The sequence below is a fragment of the Citrobacter amalonaticus genome, from assembly GCF_037053465.1.
GTDB classification, from domain to species: Bacteria; Pseudomonadota; Gammaproteobacteria; order Enterobacterales; family Enterobacteriaceae; genus Citrobacter_A; species Citrobacter_A amalonaticus_H.
Genome location: NZ_JBALIF010000005.1, coordinates 111,158 through 126,611 on the forward strand (window position 1 = coordinate 111,158; position 15,454 = coordinate 126,611).

General features: G+C 55.6%; 19 protein-coding genes. 17 read left to right on the forward strand and 2 right to left on the reverse strand.

Annotation, left to right across the window (positions count from 1 at the left end):
• Window positions 1–62 precede the first annotated feature (62 nt).
• Both rsmD and WB371_RS10205 read left to right on the forward strand, forming a co-directional pair.
• The gene (gene rsmD / locus WB371_RS10200; RefSeq protein WP_336219954.1) at window positions 63–659 is read left to right on the forward strand and encodes a 16S rRNA (guanine(966)-N(2))-methyltransferase; all 597 of its coding nucleotides are present in this window, start codon (window positions 63–65) and stop codon (window positions 657–659) included.
• On the forward strand, window positions 649–918 hold the full coding sequence (locus WB371_RS10205) for a DUF1145 family protein (RefSeq protein ID WP_336219955.1): 270 nt from the start codon (window positions 649–651) through the stop codon (window positions 916–918). Before rsmD ends, WB371_RS10205 begins: the two co-directional genes overlap by 11 nt.
• Before the next feature lie 2 nt (window positions 919–920).
• On the opposite strand, the gene WB371_RS10210 is transcribed toward WB371_RS10205, so the two are convergent.
• On the reverse strand, window positions 921–1,280 hold the full coding sequence (locus tag WB371_RS10210) for a DUF2500 domain-containing protein (protein WP_336219956.1): 360 nt from the start codon (window positions 1,278–1,280) through the stop codon (window positions 921–923).
• Window positions 1,281–1,421: 141 nt separating this feature from the next.
• Here WB371_RS10210 and WB371_RS10215 point away from each other — a divergent pair, with 141 nt between their 5' ends.
• Window positions 1,422–2,048 carry a lysoplasmalogenase gene (locus WB371_RS10215; protein WP_336219957.1) on the forward strand — a complete coding sequence of 209 codons (627 nt, stop codon included), beginning with the start codon at window positions 1,422–1,424 and terminating at the stop codon, window positions 2,046–2,048.
• A 76-nt stretch (window positions 2,049–2,124) separates the two neighbouring features.
• Window positions 2,125–4,323 carry a Zn(II)/Cd(II)/Pb(II) translocating P-type ATPase ZntA gene (gene zntA / locus WB371_RS10220; RefSeq protein ID WP_336219958.1) on the forward strand — a complete coding sequence of 733 codons (2,199 nt, stop codon included), beginning with the start codon at window positions 2,125–2,127 and terminating at the stop codon, window positions 4,321–4,323.
• A gap of 105 nt (window positions 4,324–4,428) precedes the next feature.
• Here zntA and tusA read toward each other — a convergent pair whose 3' ends face one another.
• Window positions 4,429–4,674: a sulfurtransferase TusA gene (gene tusA, locus WB371_RS10225; protein ID WP_336219959.1), complete on the reverse strand. Its 246-nt coding sequence runs from the start codon at window positions 4,672–4,674 to the stop codon at window positions 4,429–4,431.
• 204 nt (window positions 4,675–4,878) lie between these two features.
• On the opposite strand from tusA, the gene WB371_RS10230 reads away from it, so the two are divergent.
• The 13 genes from WB371_RS10230 to WB371_RS10295 all read left to right on the forward strand — a co-directional run bounded on the left by WB371_RS10230 (window position 4,879) and on the right by WB371_RS10295 (window position 15,451).
• Window positions 4,879–5,544, forward strand: a complete 666-nt coding sequence (locus tag WB371_RS10230) for a 7-cyano-7-deazaguanine/7-aminomethyl-7-deazaguanine transporter (RefSeq protein ID WP_336219960.1) — start codon at window positions 4,879–4,881, stop codon at window positions 5,542–5,544.
• Window positions 5,545–5,616: 72 nt separating this feature from the next.
• Window positions 5,617–6,174 (forward strand): DcrB family lipoprotein, encoded by a 558-nt coding sequence (locus WB371_RS10235; RefSeq protein ID WP_336219961.1) that lies wholly within the window; start codon window positions 5,617–5,619, stop codon window positions 6,172–6,174.
• A 287-nt stretch (window positions 6,175–6,461) separates the two neighbouring features.
• Entirely contained in the window at window positions 6,462–7,511 is a 1,050-nt protein-coding gene (locus WB371_RS10245) for an AI-2E family transporter (protein WP_336219962.1), read from the forward strand.
• A 376-nt stretch (window positions 7,512–7,887) separates the two neighbouring features.
• A complete protein-coding gene (locus tag WB371_RS10250) occupies window positions 7,888–8,265 on the forward strand; it encodes a hypothetical protein (protein ID WP_336220187.1) in 378 nt (125 codons plus the stop codon).
• A 69-nt stretch (window positions 8,266–8,334) separates the two neighbouring features.
• Window positions 8,335–9,393 (forward strand): class I SAM-dependent methyltransferase, encoded by a 1,059-nt coding sequence (locus WB371_RS10255; protein ID WP_336219963.1) that lies wholly within the window; start codon window positions 8,335–8,337, stop codon window positions 9,391–9,393.
• Between the two features lie 53 nt (window positions 9,394–9,446).
• Window positions 9,447–10,169, forward strand: a complete 723-nt coding sequence (locus WB371_RS10260; protein WP_336219964.1) for a beta-ketoacyl synthase chain length factor — start codon at window positions 9,447–9,449, stop codon at window positions 10,167–10,169.
• Entirely contained in the window at window positions 10,148–10,981 is an 834-nt protein-coding gene (locus WB371_RS10265) for a lysophospholipid acyltransferase family protein (RefSeq protein WP_336219966.1), read from the forward strand. Before WB371_RS10260 ends, WB371_RS10265 begins: the two co-directional genes overlap by 22 nt.
• Window positions 10,962–11,219 (forward strand): phosphopantetheine-binding protein, encoded by a 258-nt coding sequence (locus WB371_RS10270; RefSeq protein ID WP_181684195.1) that lies wholly within the window; start codon window positions 10,962–10,964, stop codon window positions 11,217–11,219. The genes WB371_RS10265 and WB371_RS10270 overlap by 20 nt, the downstream gene beginning before the upstream one ends.
• Before the next feature lie 12 nt (window positions 11,220–11,231).
• On the forward strand, window positions 11,232–11,483 hold the full coding sequence (locus WB371_RS10275) for an acyl carrier protein (RefSeq protein WP_336219967.1): 252 nt from the start codon (window positions 11,232–11,234) through the stop codon (window positions 11,481–11,483).
• A 21-nt stretch (window positions 11,484–11,504) separates the two neighbouring features.
• Entirely contained in the window at window positions 11,505–12,071 is a 567-nt protein-coding gene (locus tag WB371_RS10280; RefSeq protein ID WP_420704041.1) for a hypothetical protein, read from the forward strand.
• The gene (locus WB371_RS10285; RefSeq protein ID WP_336219969.1) at window positions 12,068–13,429 is read left to right on the forward strand and encodes an AMP-binding protein; all 1,362 of its coding nucleotides are present in this window, start codon (window positions 12,068–12,070) and stop codon (window positions 13,427–13,429) included. Before WB371_RS10280 ends, WB371_RS10285 begins: the two co-directional genes overlap by 4 nt.
• The gene (locus WB371_RS10290) at window positions 13,416–13,769 is read left to right on the forward strand and encodes a hydroxymyristoyl-ACP dehydratase (protein ID WP_336219970.1); all 354 of its coding nucleotides are present in this window, start codon (window positions 13,416–13,418) and stop codon (window positions 13,767–13,769) included. Before WB371_RS10285 ends, WB371_RS10290 begins: the two co-directional genes overlap by 14 nt.
• The gene (locus tag WB371_RS10295; RefSeq protein ID WP_336219971.1) at window positions 13,760–15,451 is read left to right on the forward strand and encodes a glycosyltransferase family 2 protein; all 1,692 of its coding nucleotides are present in this window, start codon (window positions 13,760–13,762) and stop codon (window positions 15,449–15,451) included. Before WB371_RS10290 ends, WB371_RS10295 begins: the two co-directional genes overlap by 10 nt.
• The last annotated feature ends 3 nt before the right edge of the window (window positions 15,452–15,454 follow it).

Here is a 15,454-nt window from a genome sequence, read left to right on the forward strand (position 1 = left end):
CACTTTACTTAATCCACATCACCGCCTGGAATCATCTGCAAGCGGCGGTTTGAGCAACAGAAATGAAAAAACCGAATCACTCTGGTAGCGGCCAAATCCGCATTATTGGCGGACAATGGCGCGGCCGCAAACTTCCGGTCCCGGATAGCCCCGGTCTGCGTCCTACCACTGACCGCGTGCGCGAAACGCTGTTTAACTGGCTGGCGCCGGTCATGACAGACGCAAAATGTCTGGACTGCTTCGCCGGAAGCGGCGCGCTGGGGCTGGAAGCACTGTCCCGTTATGCGGCAGGCGCCACGCTGCTGGAGATGGATCGCGCGGTCTCTCAGCAGTTGCAAAAGAACCTGGCTACCCTGAAAGCGGCGAATGCAAAAGTGGTTAACACCAATACCCTGACCTTCCTGGCGCAGCCAGGCACACCGCATAACGTGGTGTTCGTTGACCCACCGTTTCGTAAAGGGTTACTGGATGAGACCTTAAACCTGCTGGAAATTCACGGCTGGCTGGCGGATGAAGCCTGGGTTTATGTGGAAAGCGAAGTGGAAAACGGTCTGCCGCCGGTGCCAAAAACCTGGTCACTGTACCGGGAAAAGGTCGCTGGACAGGTCGCGTACCGTTTATATCAACGCGAAGCACAAGGAGAACGCAATGCTCATTAATCTTGGTCGGCTACTGATGCTCTGCGTATGGGCGTTTTTACTGTTAAATCTGGTGCAGCCTTTTCCGCGCCCGCTCAACATCTTTGTGAACGTCGCCCTCGTGTTCATGGTGCTGATGCACGGCATGCAAGTAGCGCTGCTGAAGTCCACGTTACCGAAAGACGGGCCGCAAATGACCACCGGTGAGAAAATACGTATTTTCCTGTTCGGTGTGTTTGAACTTCTGGTCTGGCAGAAGAAATTCAACGTTAAAAAATAATCCTACGGCTGAGCGACAAACCCAACGAAACGCGATCCTTTGTAGCTCAGCGTTCCTTTTTCTCCCACCGTCAGCGCATGGTATTGCTGCGCATCAAGACGGAACGTCTTTTCCAGTCCGCCATTCTGCGGTTTGAAGCTGGCCTCGTAGCGTACTGAAGTCCCTGCCGGGGTCACCTGTTGCTGCCGGGAGCGCCGGTCATTAATGGGTTTTTCGCGCTTATTACTGACTACCATCTGCGCCTGACGAAGCGGTGCCGCATCGTTATCGGCTTTTTCACGTCGTTGCTGCATAAAGCGAAATGAGGCGGCAATGAGAATTAACACGATGATAATAATAAAGAAAAGTGGCGGCTTACTCATATTGATAACCCATCAGAAAATGCGGAAATCAGCATACCCTGCCCGTTATGGTGTTGTCATCAGGCGGTCACGGCCTCTACACTGGACAGCAGGGTTGTGAGCATACCGCTTACGAAAAAATAACGAATTCAAGGAACTAAGATGCTTTGGTCGTTTATCGCTGTCTGCCTTTCCGCATGGCTATTTGTGGATGCCTCCTACCGTGGACCCGCCTGGCAACGCTGGGTCTTTAAACCTGTCACCCTGTTACTCCTGCTGTTACTGGCCTGGCAAGCGCCGATGTTTGATGCCATCAGCTATCTGGTGCTGGCGGGTCTGTGCGCCTCATTGGTGGGCGACGCGCTGACCCTGTTGCCGCGCCAGCGTTTACTCTATGCGATTGGCGCGTTTTTCCTCTCACACCTGCTGTATACCATCTATTTTGCCAGCCAGATGACGCTCTCGTTCTTCTGGCCGCTGCCGCTGGTACTGATAGTGCTGGGCGCGTTGCTGGTCGCGGTGATCTGGACACGACTCGAAGAATTGCGCCTGCCGGTGTGCACGTTTATTGCGATGACGCTGGTGATGGTCTGGCTGGCGGGTGAGCTGTGGTTCTTCCGTCCTACTGCGCCTGCGCTGTCGGCATTTTTAGGCGCGTCGCTACTGTTCATTGGCAATATTGTCTGGCTGGGCAGCCATTACCGCTACCGTTTCCGCGCAGACAACGCCATCGCCGCCGCCTGCTACTTTGCCGGTCACTTCCTGATTGTCCGTTCACTTTATCTCTAATAAAGCTTGACTCTGGAGTCGACTCCAGAGTGTATCCTCTGGTTAATGAGAAAATTATCATCAACCGGAGGATGCCATGTCACTACCCGAAAACGATGGCAAAAAAGCCCCACAATTTTCATCCCTCAGGCTTTCCCCTATGCCGCAGAAGTCCGATGACTGCTGCTGTGAAGGCGCTTGCGCTACGCCACAAACCGTATCCGACACGGTCAAAGGGACTCGCTATAGCTGGAAAGTCAGCGGGATGGACTGCGCCGCCTGTGCCCGCAAGGTAGAAAATGCCGTGCGCCAGGTTAGCGGCGTCAACCAGGTTCAGGTGCTGTTTGCTACCGAGAAACTGGTGGTCGACAGCGACGGCGATCTGCGTCAGCAAATCGAAAATGCGGTGCAAAAAGCGGGCTACGCCTTGCGCGATGAGCAGGCGAAAGATGACGCGCCCGAATCCCGGTTTAAAGAGAATCTGCCGCTCATCACCCTTATCATCATGATGGCGATCAGTTGGGGGCTGGAGCAGTTTAACCATCCGTTCGGTCAACTGGCGTTTATCGCCACGACGCTGGTCGGTCTTTATCCCATTGCCCGTCAAGCGCTGCGTTTAATCAAAACCGGGAGCTGGTTTGCTATCGAAACGCTGATGAGCGTCGCGGCAATCGGGGCGTTGTTTATCGGTGCTACCGCCGAAGCCGCCATGGTTCTGCTGCTGTTCCTGATCGGCGAACGCCTCGAAGGTTGGGCTGCCAGCCGTGCCCGTAAAGGGGTTAGCGCATTGATGGCGCTGAAACCCGAAACCGCCACCCGTCTGCGCGACGGTGTGCGCGAAGAGGTGGCGATCAGCGCTCTGCAACCGGGCGATCTGATTGAGGTTGCCGCCGGAGGACGTCTGCCTGCCGACGGTAAACTGGTCTCCGGTTTTGCCAGTTTTGATGAGAGTGCGCTGACAGGCGAATCCATTCCGGTTGAACGCGCCAGTGGGGATAAAGTCCCCGCCGGTGCGACAAGCGTGGACCGTCTCGTCACGCTGGAAGTGATCTCCGAACCGGGTGCCAGCGCCATTGACCGCATCCTGAAACTCATTGAAGAGGCCGATGAGCGCCGTGCCCCTATCGAGCGCTTTATCGATCGCTTCAGCCGCATTTATACGCCAGCGATTATGGCCGTTGCCCTGCTGGTCACGCTGGTTCCGCCATTGCTCTTCGCCGCCTCCTGGCAGGAGTGGATTTACAAAGGGTTGACGCTGCTGTTGATTGGTTGCCCCTGTGCGCTGGTTATCTCGACACCGGCAGCCATTACCTCCGGGCTGGCCGCGGCAGCACGGCGTGGGGCGTTAATTAAAGGCGGCGCGGCGCTGGAACAGCTCGGGCGTATTACCCAGGTCGCGTTTGATAAAACCGGGACGCTGACCGTCGGTCAACCGCGCGTGACGGCTATTCGTCCGGCCACCGGCGTCAGTGAGTCGCAACTGCTGGCGCTTGCGGCAGCGGTCGAGTCTGGCGCCACACACCCGCTGGCGCAGGCGATTGTGCGGGAAGCGCAAACCGCAGGGCTGGCCATTCCATCCGCTGAGGGTCAGCGCGCGCTGGTGGGCTCAGGCATTGAAGCGCAGGTCAACGGCGAGCGCGTGCTGATTTGCGCCGCCGGGAAATACCCGGCAGATGCCTTCGCCGGGGAAATTGATCAACTCGAAAGCGCCGGGCAGACGGTTGTGCTGGTGGTGCAGAACGATAGCGTACTCGGCATCATCGCCCTCCAGGATACGCTGCGCGAGGATGCCCACTCTGCCATCAGCGAACTGAAAGCGCTGGGTGTCAACGGCGTCATTCTGACCGGCGATAACCCACGCGCGGCAGCGGCGATTGCCGGTGAACTGGGTCTGGACTTCAAAGCCGGGTTGTTGCCGGAAGATAAAGTGAAGGCTGTCACCGCGCTCAATCAGCAGTCGCCGCTGGCGATGGTTGGTGACGGAATCAACGATGCGCCAGCGATGAAAGCGGCAGCCATAGGGATTGCGATGGGAAGCGGGACCGATGTGGCGCTGGAAACAGCGGATGCTGCGCTGACCCATAACCGTCTCACCGGGTTGGTGAAAATGATCCAACTGGCGCGCGCCACCCACGCCAATATCCGTCAGAACATCGCCATTGCGCTGGGACTGAAAGGGATATTTCTGGTCACCACGCTGCTGGGGTTAACGGGCCTGTGGCTGGCGGTGTTGGCGGATACCGGCGCGACGGTGCTGGTCACCGTCAATGCGCTGCGGTTGTTACGTAAGGGGTAAAATATTTTGCCGGATGGCGGCGTTGCCTTATCCGGCCTACGAGCCGCATGCGTGCATCATCCTTTCCAGGCCGGATAAGCGTTAGCGCCATCCGGCATAACAAGATTACTGGCCTTTACGCACCAGATAGCGGTACGGCAGAGAATCGGTCTCTTTTGCCACCAGCTCGTGTTCCATAAAGGTACAAAACCCAGGGATATCACGAGTGGTCGCCGGGTCGTCCGCCACAATCAGCAGCGTTTCACCGGTCTGCATGTTACGTACGGTTTTACGCACCATCATTACCGGTTCCGGACAACGAAGCCCCTGGGCATCAAGCGTGTGGTCGGGAGAGGAAAACAGATCGGTCATCTTGGTCTCATTCACGAAAAAAACGGCTGTAGTTTACGCTCTGTTCCGGAGTAAGCCAATCAGGTTAACGATTGCGCGAAAAATAGCCATTGCATTACCGTCGCAAAGCAGTATCATGCGGCGGCTTGAAAAAATGAACACGCGTCACTGGCGTGTTGCTCCAATTGGGTTCCCTCACCCCAATAGTTCTCAAAAAGGTACAATATGAACGCATTCACACAATCGCAGCGCGTAAAAGCGTTGTTCTGGCTATCGCTCTTTCATCTGCTGGTGATCACCTCCAGTAACTATCTGGTACAGCTTCCGGTCTCCATTTTTGGTTTTCATACCACCTGGGGCGCATTCAGCTTTCCATTTATTTTTCTCGCCACCGACCTGACCGTGCGCATCTTCGGTGCCCCGCTGGCCCGTCGTATTATCTTCGCGGTCATGATGCCTGCGCTGTTGATCTCTTATGTGATTTCGTCGTTGTTTTATATGGGCTCCTGGCAGGGATTCGGCGCACTGACGCACTTCAACCTGTTCGTCGCCCGTATCGCCGCCGCCAGCTTTATGGCCTATGCGCTGGGACAAATCCTCGATGTGCACGTCTTTAACCGCCTGCGTCAACATCATCGCTGGTGGCTGGCACCCACCGCCTCCACGCTGTTTGGCAACGTCAGCGACACGCTCGCCTTCTTCTTCATTGCCTTCTGGCGCAGCCCGGATGCCTTTATGGCCGAGCACTGGATGGAGATCGCTCTCGTTGATTACTGTTTCAAAGTGCTGATCAGCATTATTTTCTTCCTGCCGATGTATGGCGTCTTGCTGAATATGTTGCTGAAAAGGCTGGCAGATAAATCTGAAATCCCGGCAATGCAGACGAGTTAAAGGTTCATTTTCCGACTTGTGATAAGATGGACGAATGAGCCGTTATGGCTGTTTATCGAAAGGAAGAAGTCAATGCGCAATCTGGTTAAATATGTCGGTATTGGCCTGCTGGTGATGGGGCTGGCAGCCTGTGATAATAGTGATTCAAAAGCGCCGACAGAAGGCGCGGCAGCTGAAAGTAACGCCAGCGGTCAGCCTGTTACTCTGCTGGATGGTAAACTGAGTTTCTCACTGCCAGCAGATATGACCGATCAAAGCGGTAAGCTGGGTACGCAGGCCAACAATATGCACGTCTATTCTGACGCAACCGGGCAAAAAGCGGTGATTGTGATTGTCGGTGATAACACCAACGAGGACCTCGCCGTGCTGGCAAAACGTCTGGAAGATCAGCAGCGTAGCCGCGACCCGCAGTTGCAGGTGGTGACCAACAAATCGATCGAGCTGAAAGGCCATACACTGCAACAGTTAGACAGCATCATCTCGGCAAAAGGCCAGACCGCATACTCCTCCGTGGTACTGGGTAAAGTGAATGACCAGTTGCTGACCCTGCAAATTACGCTGCCGGCTGACGATCAGCAGAAAGCGCAAACAGCCGCTGAAAACATCATCAATACGCTGGTTATCAAGTAACTGTCAGGATGATGAGACGGTCTCCGGCAATGCCTGCGGAGACCGTTTTTTTTAACCGCCAGGTTAACAGCAGGGCAATCACCACCACGTCAGGCGCCAGGAAGACCAGCGAAAAACCCACCCCGCCAGCAGAACAACGAATTTAGCCATCCACGGCATCATCGCCGCCCCGATCAGCAGTAAGCCGACCCGCTCCACGTCATAGTGCGAAAATCAGAAGCCAGATTAAGAATATCGGTAACAAACCAGCCGCTACACTTAATGAAAATCAAAAAAAGGATGTAAACATGACGACCCCTCAGCCCGATAAAACGGGTCTGCATATTCTGCTCAAACTGGCCGCGCTGGTGGTGATACTCGCCGGGATCCACGCTGCCGCAGATATCATTGTGCAGCTTTTGCTGGCGCTCTTTTTCGCCATTGTGCTTAACCCACTGGTCACCTGGTTTGTCCGCCGGGGAGTGAAGCGGCCTGTTGCAATCACGATTGTGGTCGTGGTGATGTTAATTGTGCTCACTGCGCTGATTGGCGTGCTGGCGGCCTCAATCAACGAATTCATTGCCATGCTGCCGAAATACAATAAGGAGCTGACCCGCAAGGTGCTGTATGTACAGGAGATGATCCCGTTTCTGAACCTGCATATGTCACCAGAACGCATGTTGCAGCGTATGGATTCCGATAAAATCGTCGCCTTCACAACCACGCTAATGACCGGACTGTCAGGTGCGATGGCCAGCATTGTGCTGCTGGTGATGACGGTCGTGTTTATGCTGTTTGAAGTCCGCCATGTACCGTACAAGATGCGTTTTGCGCTGCATAACCCGCAAATTCATATCGCCGGGCTGCACCGGGCGTTGAAAGGCGTCTCTCATTATCTGGCGCTAAAAACGCTGCTCAGTTTATGGACCGGTGTCATCGTCTGGCTGGGGCTGGCGCTAATGGACATCCAGTTTGCCCTGATGTGGGGGGTACTGGCGTTTCTGCTGAACTATGTACCCAATATTGGCTCGGTCATCTCTGCCGTTCCGCCCATGATTCAGGCGCTGTTGTTCAATGGCATCTATGAATGCGTGCTGGTCGGCGCGCTGTTTCTGGTGGTTCACATGGTGTTAGGCAACATGGTTGAACCGCGCATGATGGGCCACCGTCTGGGAATGTCGACGCTGGTGGTATTCCTGTCATTGCTGGTCTGGGGGTGGCTGCTCGGCCCGGTGGGTATGCTGCTCTCCGTTCCACTAACCAGCGTCTGTAAAATCTGGATGGAAACCACCACCGGCGGAAGTAAGCTGGCCATATTACTGGGACCTGGCCGACCAAAGAATCGATTGCCGGGATAAATATCCCCCTACCAACCGGGGTAGTTTTATTCACTTACTATTGAACGTATTATAAGGCGCGCTTTTGTTACCTGAATGTTTAAATAAGCGCGCCGTTTCATCCGCGTAGCGGATATCCATGTTGACTCTGCGCTATTCATCCAAATTAAAGGGTATCCATAATTTAATTTAAGTGAGAATTAACTTACTAACACCATGATAAAGCGCAAGATAAATTGCCTGGCGCATGATGTGAATCATGGCAGCGTTTTCCCGGCAGCCCGTAAAAAATCAACATTAAATATAAGCGGTATTCTTGCTGCCTAAATTAAATTCAGAAGTGCGTTCAACGTTAATATAAATAGTGATTTGATAGGGAGTTTTCATGAAACAATACATTAAATGGTTTGCGGCAATTGCAGTTGTCGGTGCGCTGGCAGGATGCGCCCGTACTGCGCCAATTGACCAGGTTCACTCTTCCGTGACGGCGGGTCACACCCAGGATCAGGTTAAAAACGCGATTCTGAAAGCGGGCATTCAGCGTAAATGGATCATGACGGAAGCGGGTCCTGGTGTAATCAAAGCACGCCAACAGTCCCGCGACCACGTGGCAGAAGTCCGTATTACTTACACTGCCACCAGCTATGACATCAAATATGACAGCAGCCTCAACCTGCAGGCCTCTGGCGGCAAAATCCATAAAAACTATAACCGTTGGGTACGCAACCTGGATAAAGACATCCAGTTGAATCTCTCAGCAGGCGCAGGACTGTAATTTTGCCTAAAGTCGGGCCATGTCCGGCCCGATAACCTCTTTTTGTTCCATGAACAGGTTGTACTCACCATGTACGAACAGGACTCTCTCAGCGCACTGGATGCGATCACAGAAGCACAGCGCATCGCTTTCGCCCCCATGTTATTTCAAACCGCACTTTGCCTGCGAAATGCTGAGGTGCTGGCCTGGCTTGACCACCGGGGTAAACAGGGTGCAACTCTGGAAGAAATCATCGAAAACAGCCGCGTTAATGAATATGCCGCCAGCGTCCTGCTGGATATGGGATTAAGCGGACGCATCATCACCTACAAAGCAGGGCGATATTATCTGGCGAAAATCGGACACTTCCTTTTGCATGACACCATGACGCGCGTGAATATGGATTTTACCCAAGACGTCTGTTATCAGGGATTGTTCTTTTTAGAAAATGCGCTGAAAGAAGGAAAGCCGTCGGGATTAAAAGTATTTGGCGACTGGCCAACGATTTATCCGGCATTGTCGCAATTACCGCCGTCCGCGCGTGAAAGCTGGTTTGCCTTCGATCATTACTATTCCGACGGCGCATTTGATGCGGCATTACCGCATGTATTCGCCAGCCGTCCTGCAACTCTGTACGATGTAGGCGGAAATACGGGTAAATGGGCAATACGCTGCTGTCAGTACGATGAAAATATCGCGGTAACGCTATTAGATTTGCCACAACAAATTGCACTCGCCCGCGAAAATATCGAAAATGCAGGATTATCTTATCGCGTCGATTTCCATGCGGTGGATATGCTTGGCGATACGCCTTTACCCACAAAGGCCGATATCTGGTGGATGAGTCAATTTCTTGACTGTTTTTCGCCCGAACAAATTATCGCCATGCTTAGCAAGGTTGCCCGCGTGATGAAACCCGGTGCAAAGCTGTGCGTTATGGAGCTGTTCTGGGATGCGCAGCGTTTTGAAGCCGCCTCATTCAGTCTGAATGCGTCTTCGCTCTATTTCACCTGCATGGCGAACGGTAATAGCCGTTTTTACAGCGCAGAGAAATTTAATGGCTACCTGGAGCGGGCAGGGTTTTGGGTAGAAGAACGTCACGACAATTTGGGCGTTGGGCATACTTTATTGATATGCCAGAAAAAATAACAAGGTAGCGTCAGGACGCTACCGGAATACCGGTTTACCGCGGATACGCGTTGATGAAATTCTCACTAAACATTTCCGACTGGCGGGCGATGGCGCCAGGTCTTAGCGAATCGATACAGTGGCTACAATGGTCACGGCATCCGCGCGCAATCGATCCGACAGCCGCGCAGGGCAAACTGAGCGAACTGCCGATGATGACCGCCCGTCGCCTCAGCTCCGGCAGTAAGCTGGCCGTAGAGTGCGGGCTGGCGATGTTGCGTCGCCACGATATCGACGCGGTGCTGTATACCAGCCGTCACGGTGAGCTTGAACGCAACTACCGCATTCTGCATGCGCTGGCGACCGGGCAGGCGCTCTCCCCCACCGATTTCGCCTTGTCGGTACACAATTCCGCCGTGGGTAACCTGACTATCGCGGCGAAACAACCGATTGTTTCGTCATCACTCTCTGCCGGTCGCGATACCTTCCAGCAGGGATTATGCGAAGCGATCTGCCTGCTCCAGGCAGGTTATCAACGCGTACTGATGGTGGATTTCGACGGATTTCTTCCCGAGTTCTATCACCCGCGACTGCCGCAAAATTTGCCAACCTGGCCCTATGCGACAGCGCTGGTTTGCGAAGCTGGCAACGACTGGGTCTGCGAGAGTGAGCCTGCGCAGGCGGAAGATGAAACGCCCCTTCCGCAGAGCCTGCTGTTTTTACAACATTTCTTGCAGAATACCGACGCCTTTACCCTTCCCGGTGAGCGTATGCGATGGCACTGGAGCCGGTCATGAACGGGGTCTTCACCACACTGAACCGTCTCTGGCGTATCGCGATGACCGGCGTCTGTTTCACCCTCTTTGGCCTGGGCGGACTGCTGCTTTCCGTCATCTGGTTTAATATCCTGTTAGTTTTCGTATGGGATAATGTCCGGCGTCGCCGCATTGCCAGGCGCAGTATTGCTGCCAGCTTCCGTCTCTTCTTAACGGTGACGCGCGTGCTGGGTGTACTGGATTATCGCATTGATGGGATTGATATTTTGCGTCAGGAACGCGGATGTCTGGTGGTCGCCAACCACCCAACCCTGATCGACTATGTGCTGCTGGCGTCAGTGATGCCGGAAACGGATTGTCTGGTGAAAAGCGCGCTGTTGAAGAACCCGTTTCTCAGCGGCGTCGTGCGTGCCGCCGATTATCTGGTGAACAGTCAGGCGGACGCCCTGTTGCCGGCAAGCCAGCAACGACTTGCGCAAGGGGATACGATTTTAATCTTCCCCGAAGGCACGCGAACCCGGCCCGGCGAAGCCATGAGCCTGCAACGCGGCGCGGCGAACATCGCCGTGCGCTGCGGCAGTGATTTACGGGTGGTGACCATCCATTGCAGCGAACGGATGCTGGATAAAGAAAGCAAATGGTATCAGGTCCCACCGACGAAGCCGCTGTTTACCGTTGAGGTGCGCGAGCGGCTGAAAATCGACCATTTTTACGACGCAAATTCACAAGAACCGGCGCTGGCGGCAAGGCAGCTAAACCGGCATCTTTTGCTTCAATTACAACCAGGTACGTTACCTCTTTCAGGAATTAATGATGCAAGCGCTTTATCTTGAAATTAAAAATCTCATCATAACAACATTGAATCTGGACGAACTGTCAGCAGACGACATTGATACCGAGGCGGCGCTGTTTGGCGACGGACTGGGGCTGGACTCCATTGATGCCCTGGAACTGGGGCTGGCGGTAAAAAATCAGTACGGCGTGGTACTTTCAGCGGAAAGCGAAGAGATGCGCCAGCACTTCTTCTCCGTCGCCACCCTGGCATCGTTCATTCACGCGCAACGTGCCTGAGGAGAGTCCGTTATGACCGATCAACACGCTATTTATGACGAAGTCTCCGCCCTGCTGGTTAAGCTGTTTGAGATTGACCCGCAGGATATTAAGCCCCAGGCGCGACTGTATGAGGATCTTGAGCTGGACAGCATCGACGCTGTCGACATGATCGTCCATCTGCAAAAGAAAACCGGTAAGAAAATCAAGCCGGAAGAGTTCAAAGCCGTACGTACCGTGCAGGATGTCGTTGACGCGGTAGAACGCCTGCTCAAAGAAGCGTAATTTGCCGTGTCGGGCGCTCGCATGTTCCCTGGCGTATCACTATTGACGGGCATATTGTTGCTCGCCTGGCCTTTTCTGATTTGGTTTGGTCTGGCGCATCACAGTCTGCAATGGTTGCTACCGCTGATGGCGCTACTGCTGTTTTTACGCTTTCGCCAGACCCGGCGACAGGCGGGGCCGCTGCGCGTGGTCACTCAGGTAGTGGCCGCAGCGGGCATCACGCTGTGCGTCGCCAGCTATCTGCTGAAAACCCATCAGCTCTTACTGTTTTACCCGGTTGTGGTGAATGCCGTGATGCTTGCCGTTTTTGGCGGGTCACTCTGGTCAAGCATGCCTGTCGTTGAACGGCTGGCGCGACTGCGCGATCCTCATCTCCCGGAGGCGGCGGTGCGTTACACCCGCCGGGTGACGCAAATCTGGTGCGCCTTTTTCATCTTCAATGGCGGCGTGGCGTTATTTACCGCGCTCCACGGCGATATGTCGATGTGGACCGCCTGGAATGGCCTGATCGCCTATCTGTTGATGGGGTTACTGATGGGAAGTGAATGGCTGGTGCGCCGTCAGATGATGAAACGAGATCCACAATGAAGCAGACCCTGCCGCTCGCCGAATGGCTCACCGCACCCCGTCCTGCTGCGACCCCCATCGCCTGGCTGGAGGAGCGCACCTGGACGCTCGGTCACTTGCGCCACGATGTCACCCAGCTCATGACGCACCTGCAACAACAGGAAGGGGAACGCTGGGCGCTGTGCTTTGAAAACAGCTATCTGTTTATTGTCGCGTTACTGGCCACCCTGCATGCGGGGAAAACGCCGGTCATACCCGGGCATAACCGCGTCTCGTTGTTAAATGAACAGCGGGCGTTTTTTGACGGTGTGCTGAGCGATAAAACACTCGGCTTTCAGGGTTCGCTGTTGGTTGTAAGCGCGTCCATGACAACGTGCGAAGGGGCGCTTACCTTCCCGGCGATTAAACAGGACGCGTACGTGGAGCTGTTCACCTCCGGCTCGACGGGCGAACCGAAGCGCGTCGTCAAACCCATTTCCCGCCTGGATTGCGAAGCCGAACTGCTGGCGGCGCGTTTTGCCGATCGCATGGCGGGCTGCCGGGTAGTGGCCTCCGTCGTGCCACAGCATTTATACGGCCTGACATTCCGCATTTTCCTGCCGATGGCGCTGGGTCTGCCGCTGCATGCAGCCATGCTTTATTACGCGGAACAGCTCGCAGCACTCGATAACCAGCACCGTTACGTGTTTATCAGCAGCCCGGCATTTTTAAAGCGCCTTGACCACCAGCTTCCCCCACCGCCTGTGGAGATGATTCTGTCGGCCGGCGGCATGTTGCCCTGGCAGGATGTGACGCAAACCGCCGCCTGGCTTAACGCCTGGCCGGATGAAATTTATGGCAGCACCGAGACGGGCATCCTGGCCTGGCGTTACCGCCAGCAGGAAGATGTGGCCTGGCTGCCCTTCCCGGGCGTCGCGTTCCAGGCCGAAGGTGAGGCGTTTCGCGTCTTTTCTCCGCTGATCGCCGATACGAATGGCCTGTTGCTCGACGATATTCTGCATTTTTCGCCAGACGGTCAGTTCCGCCTGATGGGGCGCCGCGGACGGGTCGTCAAAATTGAAGAGAAGCGTATTTCGCTCAGTGAAGTTGAACAGCGTTTACTGGAACTGAGTGGCATTCGTGACGTGGCCGCCCTGCCCGTCACCCGGGGCGGTCGTCAGGGCGTGGGCGTGCTGCTGGTGCTGGATGACGAAGCGCGTCAGCGCTGGCAAAACAGCGGTGGAAAAACGCAGGAGTTGACCTGGCGACGCGCACTGCTGCCGTGGCTGGAGCCAGTCGCCGTACCGCGCTACTGGCGGGTTATTGATGACATTCCGGTCAACAGTATGAACAAGCGTGTCTATGCGCAATTACAGGAGTTGTTTCATGATACCCCATGAAATTGAGCGCCATCAGGCACAGCCCCAGCAGATTGAGATCGTCCTGCATCTCGACCCGTCCCTGTTCTGGTTCAACGGCCATTTTGCCGTTCAGCCACTGCTGCCTGGCGTCGCGCAGATGGACTGGGTGATGCACTATGCCACCACCCTGCTCGCCCCGGGCTGGCGATTTCACAGTATTCAGAACGTGAAGTTCCAGGCGCCCCTGCTGCCGGAAAGCACCGTCACACTGGCCCTGAACTGGCAGGAAGCGCGCCAGATCCTGACGTTTAGCTTTCAACGCCACGATGGCGACGTGCGCCATACCGCCAGCAGCGGGAAGATCCGGCTATGTCGTTAACCTTTTCCCCCTGCGTACTGATCCCCTGCTACAACCACGGCGCGATGATGTCGCGGGTGCTGGCGCGTCTGCAGCCGTTTGGCCTGCCGTGCATTGTAGTGGATGACGGTAGCGATGCCGCGACGCAACAGGAACTGGAGCGGCTTTGCGCAGAAACGCCAGGGCTAACGTTACTTCGCCTGGCAGAAAACGCCGGGAAAGGCGCCGCGGTGATCCACGGCTTACAGGCGGCGGCAGAAGCCGGATTTACCCATGCCGTCCAGGTGGATGCCGACGGCCAGCATGCGATTGAAGACATCCCGACACTGCTGGCCCTGGCACAACAACACCCCACGGCGCTGATTTCCGGGCAACCCATATACGATGACTCCATTCCCCGTTCACGCCTGTACGGACGCTGGATCACCCACGTCTGGGTGTGGATTGAAACGCTCTCGCTGCAACTAAAAGACAGCATGTGCGGCTTTCGCGTTTATCCGGTCGCCCCCACGCTGCAACTGGCGCAGCAGGTGACGCTCGGCAAGCGGATGGATTTCGATACCGAAGTGATGGTGCGTCTCTGGTGGCAGGGCAATGTCAGTTATTTTGTCCCTACCCGGGTGACCTACCCGCAGGATGGGCTGTCGCATTTCGATGCCTTCAAAGATAACTGCCGTATTTCCCTGATGCACACCCGACTGTTTTTTGGCATGTTGCCGCGCATCCCGTCGCTGCTGTTACGCCGCGCCTCGCCGCACTGGGCGCGCCAGCAGGAGGTGAAAGGCCTGTGGGGAATGCGGCTGATGCTGTGGGTATGGCGTTTGCTGGGGCGCAAGGCGTTTTCACTCCTGCTGTACCCGGTCGTCGGCGCGTACTGGCTGACGGCGAGTACCGCGCGTCACGCCTCGCAAAACTGGATTACCCGCGTGCGCGAGCAGTTAACCCTGCGCCAGAGGCCCATACCGCCAAATTTCACCAGCTATCAGCACTTCCTGCGCTTTGGCAATGCCATGCTCGATAAAATCGCCAGTTGGCGCGGTGAACTGCACATGGGCCGCGATGTGGTTTTTGCCCCAGGCGCGGAGGCGGCGCTGAACGTCAGCGATCCCCGCGGCAAACTGCTGCTGGCCTCTCATCTGGGCGATGTCGAAGCCTGCCGGGCGCTTGCGCAGTTGCAGGGCAGCAAAACCATCAATGCGCTGGTATTCAGCGATAATGCCCGGCGCTTCAAGCAGATTATGGAAGAGATGGCGCCACAGGCCGGACTCAACCTGATACCCGTCACGGATATTGGCCCGGACACCGCCATTGCGCTTAAAGAGAAGCTGGAACGCGGTGAGTGGATTGCCATCGTCGGCGATCGCATTGCGGTTAATCCGCAACGCGGCGGCGAATGGCGCGTCTGCTGGAGCCGTTTTATGGGGCAAGATGCGCCGTTCCCGCAGGGGCCGTTTATCCTCGCCTCGATTTTGCGCTGCCCGGTGGATCTCCTGTTTGCACTACGCCAGCAGGAGAAGCTGTGCATTCACTGTGAGCCGTTCGCCGACCCGCTGGTCTTGCCACGCGCGGAACGCCAGCAGGCGTTGCAACAGACCATCGACCGCTATGCCGAACGTCTTGAGCACTACGCGCTACAGTCGCCGCTCGACTGGTTTAATTTTTTCGATTTCTGGCAGTTGCCGGACCCCAAAAGCAAGGAGTAAAGG

Coding starts and splice junctions, on each gene's coding strand:
- WB371_RS10205 (WP_336219955.1), top strand. CDS start 649: ATGCTCATTAATCTTGGTCGGCTACTGATGCTCTGCGTATGGGCGTTT.
- WB371_RS10270 (WP_181684195.1), top strand. CDS start 10,962: ATGCAAGCGCTTTATCTTGAAATTAAAAATCTCATCATAACAACATTG.
- WB371_RS10215 (WP_336219957.1), top strand. CDS start 1,422: ATGCTTTGGTCGTTTATCGCTGTCTGCCTTTCCGCATGGCTATTTGTG.
- zntA (WP_336219958.1), top strand. CDS start 2,125: ATGTCACTACCCGAAAACGATGGCAAAAAAGCCCCACAATTTTCATCC.
- tusA (WP_336219959.1), bottom strand. CDS start 4,674: ATGACCGATCTGTTTTCCTCTCCCGACCACACGCTTGATGCCCAGGGG.
- WB371_RS10230 (WP_336219960.1), top strand. CDS start 4,879: ATGAACGCATTCACACAATCGCAGCGCGTAAAAGCGTTGTTCTGGCTA.
- WB371_RS10280 (WP_420704041.1), top strand. CDS start 11,505: ATGTTCCCTGGCGTATCACTATTGACGGGCATATTGTTGCTCGCCTGG.
- rsmD (WP_336219954.1), top strand. CDS start 63: ATGAAAAAACCGAATCACTCTGGTAGCGGCCAAATCCGCATTATTGGC.
- WB371_RS10290 (WP_336219970.1), top strand. CDS start 13,416: ATGATACCCCATGAAATTGAGCGCCATCAGGCACAGCCCCAGCAGATT.
- WB371_RS10260 (WP_336219964.1), top strand. CDS start 9,447: ATGAAATTCTCACTAAACATTTCCGACTGGCGGGCGATGGCGCCAGGT.
- WB371_RS10210 (WP_336219956.1), bottom strand. CDS start 1,280: ATGAGTAAGCCGCCACTTTTCTTTATTATTATCATCGTGTTAATTCTC.
- WB371_RS10285 (WP_336219969.1), top strand. CDS start 12,068: ATGAAGCAGACCCTGCCGCTCGCCGAATGGCTCACCGCACCCCGTCCT.
- WB371_RS10235 (WP_336219961.1), top strand. CDS start 5,617: ATGCGCAATCTGGTTAAATATGTCGGTATTGGCCTGCTGGTGATGGGG.
- WB371_RS10295 (WP_336219971.1), top strand. CDS start 13,760: ATGTCGTTAACCTTTTCCCCCTGCGTACTGATCCCCTGCTACAACCAC.
- WB371_RS10265 (WP_336219966.1), top strand. CDS start 10,148: ATGGCACTGGAGCCGGTCATGAACGGGGTCTTCACCACACTGAACCGT.
- WB371_RS10275 (WP_336219967.1), top strand. CDS start 11,232: ATGACCGATCAACACGCTATTTATGACGAAGTCTCCGCCCTGCTGGTT.
- WB371_RS10245 (WP_336219962.1), top strand. CDS start 6,462: ATGACGACCCCTCAGCCCGATAAAACGGGTCTGCATATTCTGCTCAAA.
- WB371_RS10255 (WP_336219963.1), top strand. CDS start 8,335: ATGTACGAACAGGACTCTCTCAGCGCACTGGATGCGATCACAGAAGCA.